7 protein-coding genes are annotated in these 4,580 nt (G+C 72.5%); 4 read left to right on the top strand and 3 right to left on the bottom strand.

What is annotated here, in order from left to right:
* On the bottom strand, positions 1–495 hold a 495-nt coding region (locus tag EAD98_RS24875), incomplete at its 3' end, for a GNAT family N-acetyltransferase (protein WP_121656417.1).
* A 150-nt stretch (positions 496–645) separates the two neighbouring features.
* On the opposite strand from EAD98_RS24875, the gene EAD98_RS24870 reads away from it, so the two are divergent.
* From EAD98_RS24870 to EAD98_RS24860, 3 genes are all read left to right on the top strand, one after another.
* Entirely contained in the window at positions 646–1,293 is a 648-nt protein-coding gene (locus EAD98_RS24870) for a hypothetical protein (protein ID WP_121656416.1), read from the top strand.
* Positions 1,294–1,434: 141 nt separating this feature from the next.
* Positions 1,435–2,370 (top strand): ABC transporter ATP-binding protein, encoded by a 936-nt coding sequence (locus EAD98_RS24865; RefSeq protein ID WP_121656415.1) that lies wholly within the window; start codon positions 1,435–1,437, stop codon positions 2,368–2,370.
* Complete coding sequence (locus EAD98_RS24860; protein ID WP_121656414.1) at positions 2,367–3,191, top strand: ABC transporter permease; 825 nt, start codon at positions 2,367–2,369, stop codon at positions 3,189–3,191. Before EAD98_RS24865 ends, EAD98_RS24860 begins: the two co-directional genes overlap by 4 nt.
* A gap of 87 nt (positions 3,192–3,278) precedes the next feature.
* Here the strand turns inward: EAD98_RS24860 and EAD98_RS24855 are convergent, their stop codons facing one another.
* Both EAD98_RS24855 and EAD98_RS24850 read right to left on the bottom strand, forming a co-directional pair.
* Positions 3,279–3,686 carry a hypothetical protein gene (locus EAD98_RS24855; RefSeq protein ID WP_121656413.1) on the bottom strand — a complete coding sequence of 136 codons (408 nt, stop codon included), beginning with the start codon at positions 3,684–3,686 and terminating at the stop codon, positions 3,279–3,281.
* Positions 3,683–4,030, bottom strand: a complete 348-nt coding sequence (locus EAD98_RS24850) for a hypothetical protein (RefSeq protein WP_121656412.1) — start codon at positions 4,028–4,030, stop codon at positions 3,683–3,685. Before EAD98_RS24850 ends, EAD98_RS24855 begins: the two co-directional genes overlap by 4 nt.
* A 265-nt stretch (positions 4,031–4,295) precedes the next feature.
* Between EAD98_RS24850 and EAD98_RS24845 the strand changes: the two genes are divergently transcribed.
* The coding region (locus EAD98_RS24845; RefSeq protein WP_147457485.1) for a hypothetical protein at positions 4,296–4,580 on the top strand (285 nt) is incomplete at its 3' end.

The raw sequence follows: 4,580 nt of genomic DNA, 5'->3' as shown, positions 1-4,580 counted from the left end.
CGCCCACACCTCCGCCACCGCCCGGCCACCGTCGGCCACCGGCACCGAGGCGCAGCCGCCCAGCCAGCGCGAGCCGCGCAGGTGCAGGTACCGGGTGATGCCGGCCCACATCAGGTTGATGACCGCGCCCGAGCGGTGGTCCGGGTGCACACAGGACCGGCCCGCCTCGACCAGGTCGTCGCGGAGCGGATCGAGCGCGGCGAGGTCGAACTCGTCCTCGGCGTACCGCCGGTTGGTGCGGCCGGGAGGCAGCAGCCGGTACGTACCGACCACCTCGCCGGTGCTCTCCTGGCGGACGATCAGATGGTCGCAGTGGGCGTCGAAGGGGTCCACGTCCATCCCGGTTTCGCTCGGGCGGAGGGTGGCGCCGAGCTCGGTGGCGAACACCTCGTGACGCAGGCGTTGCGCGGCCGCGACCTGGGTCGGGTCGTCGGCGATCAGCAGGGTGTATCCGCTGGTCGTCAGGGGTGCGCCAGCGGCATGCAGAACGGCCATGGGATCTGTGTAGGTGCCCGGGGTTGCCATCGGCGGTGACCACCGTGTCGATCGGATGAACGCCGGCCGGCGGATGCGCCCGACGGCGGCCGTGCGAGGCTGCCGGACGGACCCGGCGACGGCGCCGGCACGCCCCACCGGAGGTCGACGATGCGCATCGAGTCCCGCTACAACGGGCCGCCCGGCTCCGGCAACGGCGGCTGGAGCGCCGGAGTCTTCGCCACCGCGGCGGGCGGCACCGGCCCGGTCGAGGTGACGCTGCGCCGGCCACCACCGCTGGAGACGGCGCTGAGGATCATCGACGGCGAGGTCCGTGACCCGGCCGGCGAACTGGTGGCCGAGGTCCGCCCGGCCGGGGCGGTGGACGCCGTCGTACCGCCGGTCGACCGGGACACCGCGGTCGGCGCCGCGACCCGCTACCCCGGCCTGGTCGAGCATCCGTTCCCCGACTGCTACGTCTGCGGTCCGCGCCGGGCCGACGGGCTGCGGATCTTCCCTGGCCGCCTGCCGGACGGCCGGACCGCCGCCCCGTTCCGGGCGCCGGAGCAGGTCAGCGACGCCACGATCTGGGCGGCGCTGGACTGTCCGGGTGGCTGGACGGTGCTCGCGCCCGGCCGCCCGTACCTGCTGGGCCGGATCGCCGCCGTGGTCACCGCGTTGCCGGCGCCGGGCGACGAGTGCGTGGTGACGGGTGCGCTGATCCACGCCCAGGGGCGCAAGGCCCTCGTCCACACCAGCCTGTACGGACCGGACGGCGCACTGCTCGGCGTTGCCCGGGCCACCTGGATCGCCCGCTGACCCGCTCCATCGTCCGCGGGGAGGACCCGCCTCCACCCCAAGGCGGACCACGCCGTACGGACCGTGCCTGATTGACCTTGTTGCTCGGGGCCGTCACGCTGTGCCACGGCGTACCTCGACGCCGCACACGGGAGGAGAACGATGACTGACGGGCAGCGAAGCCCCACCAGCGACGGTCAGATCACGGTGTCCGGTCTGACGAAGCAGTACAAGAACGTCCGGGCGGTGAACAACCTGTCCTTCACCGTCGCGCCGGGGCGGGTGACCGGCTTCCTCGGCCCGAACGGCGCCGGCAAGACCACCACGCTGCGCATGTTGCTGAACCTGGTCACGCCGACCGCCGGCACGGCCACCATCAGCGGCCACCGGTACGCCGACCTCTCCGACCCGCTGCGGCACGTCGGGGCGATCCTGGAGGCGTCCAGCGCGCACAAGGGCCGCACCGGCATCAACCACCTGCGGGTGATCTGCGCGGCGGCCGGGCTGCCCAAGCAGCGGGCCGACGAGGCGCTGGCCCTGGTCGGGTTGACCCCGGCGGCGAAGCGCAAGTTCAAGGGTTACTCGCTGGGCATGAAGCAGCGGCTCGGCATCGCCGCCGCCATGCTCGGTGACCCCCGGGTGCTGATCCTGGACGAGCCGGCGAACGGGCTCGACCCGGAGGGCATCCGGTGGATGCGCGGGTTCCTCAAGAACCTCGCCCACGAGGGTCGCACCGTGCTGGTCTCCAGCCACCTGCTGTCGGAGATGCAGTTGCTCGCCGACGACGTGGTGATCATCGCGGCCGGGCAGCTGGTCCGCCAGGGCCCGGTCGACCAGGTCCTCGGGTCGATGGCGCAGGGCGCTCGGGTCCGGGTCCGCACCCCGCACGCCGAGGCGCTGATCACCGCGCTGAAGGCGCAGTCGGCCACCGTCGACACCGACGAGCAGGGTGTCCTGCTGGTCGGCGGGGTGGACGCCCCGACGATCGGCCGCGCCGCCCTGACCGCCGGGGTCGAGCTGCACGAACTGACCACCGAACGGCCCGACCTGGAACGGGTCTTCCTGGAGCTGACGGCCGGAAAGGCGGGCATCCGATGAACCTGATCCGAGCCGAACTGCTCAAGATCCGTACTACCAACACCTGGTGGATCTTCGCGCTCATCAGCCTGCCGCTCTGGGCGCTCACCCTGCTCATCAACTGGTTGCAGGCGGACGCCCTGACGAGCGGGAACCTCGGCGAGGTGCCACCCGACCAGGTCGACACCCTGGCGGCCGCGGCCAGTCCGGACGCGCTCTCGTCGAACCTGTTCACCACCGGGCAGTTCTTCGGTCTGCTGATCGTGATGCTGCTCGGCATCATCGTGGTGACCAGTGAGTTCTTCCACCAGACGGTGACCACCACGTTCCTCACCACGCCGCACCGCACCGCGGTGATGAGCGCCAAGCTCGCCGCGGCGGGTCTGCTGGCGCTGCTGTTCTGGCTGGTCACCACGGCGCTCAACCTGCTCGCCGGCGCGGCGGTGCTGAACGCCGTTGGGGTCGGCTCGCAACTGGGCAACGACGCGGCCTGGCGCGCGATCGGGTTGAACCTGCTCGCGTACCTGCTCTGGGCGGTGTTCGGCGTCGGCATCGGCGTGCTGATCCGCAGCCAGATCGGCGCGACCGTGACCGGCATCCTGCTCTACCTCGGTGGCTCGATCGGCGCCATCGTGGTGATCAGCATCCTGGCCGCCCGCTGGGGCGACTGGATCAACAACCTGCAACTGCTGGTGCCGTCGCTGGCCTCGTCGCTGATGGTCACCGGGGCGGACATCCCCGGCAACCCGCCGCGCTGGGCCGGCGCCCTCGTGCTGATCGGGTACGCGGTGATCACCGGCCTGGTCGGCACCCTGCTGATGCGCCGGCGCGACATCTCCTGACCCGGATCGTCCCGGGGTGGCGGCGGCTCGGTCGCCACCCCCGGGGCGTCCCGGTCGTGGGGCCTGCTCTCGTGCCGCGTCGGCGGCTCACCCGCCCGGGCAGCCCCGGCCGCCGCTGATCGGGACGCAGTGGCCGACCGGCGGCTCCGGTTCCTGATCGGCCGGGGTGTGACCGACCAGGGTGCTGGTCGCCATGCTGCCGGCGAGCGCGACCGCCAGGTAGAGCAGCGCCATCCCACCGAACGCCCAGCCGAAGTGCCGCCGCCAGCCCTGCTCCCCCGCCCACCCGGCGAGCAGCAGGCCGGCGAGCGGCAGCACCGCGTTGAGCACGAGCCCCGCGGTCAGCAGGGCGTCGGTGGTCGCGCCGAACGCCCGCGCCGCATCGTGCGTCGGTGTGTACGGCGTGGACGTCCGCCGGATCAGGCCCACCAGGAGCAGGAACGGCACCCCGTAGAGCCAGGTGAAGAAGAGGCCGCCCAGGCCGAGCCGCTTCACGAGCGACCCAGGTAGACGGCGGCCACGACGGCGCAGACCGGCGCGGTGACCGCTACGGACACGGTGCCGGCGAGCACCGCCGAGGGGACATGGCGGACGACCAGCGCGTTGACCACCGCCGTGACGAGCAGCAGCCCGATGAGCACCGGCCCGCCCCACACCAGCCCGGCCAGCGCCAGCGACTCCATCGGGGAGAGACAGCTGAACATCGCCGAACAGTCCTGCCGCGGCGCGCTCGGCACGCTGGTCGTGCCGACCACCACCGCCGCGATCGCGGTGGCGTACCAACCGACCGCGACCGCCATGCTCGGGCCGTACCGCTTCCGTTCCCCCGTGTCAGCCATGCGGCCGATCCTGCCGAGGAGCGCCCGTGCGGACATCCGTACCGGTACTCAGGCGCTGGCGCCGGGCGTCCTACCAGCCGTCGGGCCGACCCGCAGCACTTGCTGAACTTCTGGCATCTTCTGTGAATCGGACCACGCCACCGAGGCGGAAATGCCTGCGCGATCGGTACGGCGTAGCCTGGGAGCCGTCCTGTCCGTGCTCCGAACCGGGCGCGACGGACACCGCGTGACACACAAACCCGCGTGAAAGAGGCGATTACCGGCCGTGTCGACCCAGCAGACTTCGCAGGATAACCCACTGGCGGGTTTCGGCCCGAACGAGTGGATCGTCGAGGACATGTACCAGCGCTACCTCGCCGACCCATCGAGCGTCGATTCGGCCTGGCACGACTTCTTCGCCGACTACCGACCGGCGCCGGGCGCCGCCACCCCGCGGGGCGGTGAGTCGGCGGGCACGCCGGCCGCGGCGCCGGAGCCGGACGGCCAGCCCGAGGCGGCCGCCTCGGTCAGCCAGCCCAGCGCCGAGGCGAAGCCGGCGGCCGGCAAGCCC

Origin of the sequence: Micromonospora sp. CV4, assembly GCF_003667455.1 — a bacterium.
GTDB lineage: Bacteria > Actinomycetota > Actinomycetes > Mycobacteriales > Micromonosporaceae > Micromonospora.
Note: the sequence above shows the minus strand (reverse complement) of the source record. Positions and strands in the feature narration are given on the sequence as shown.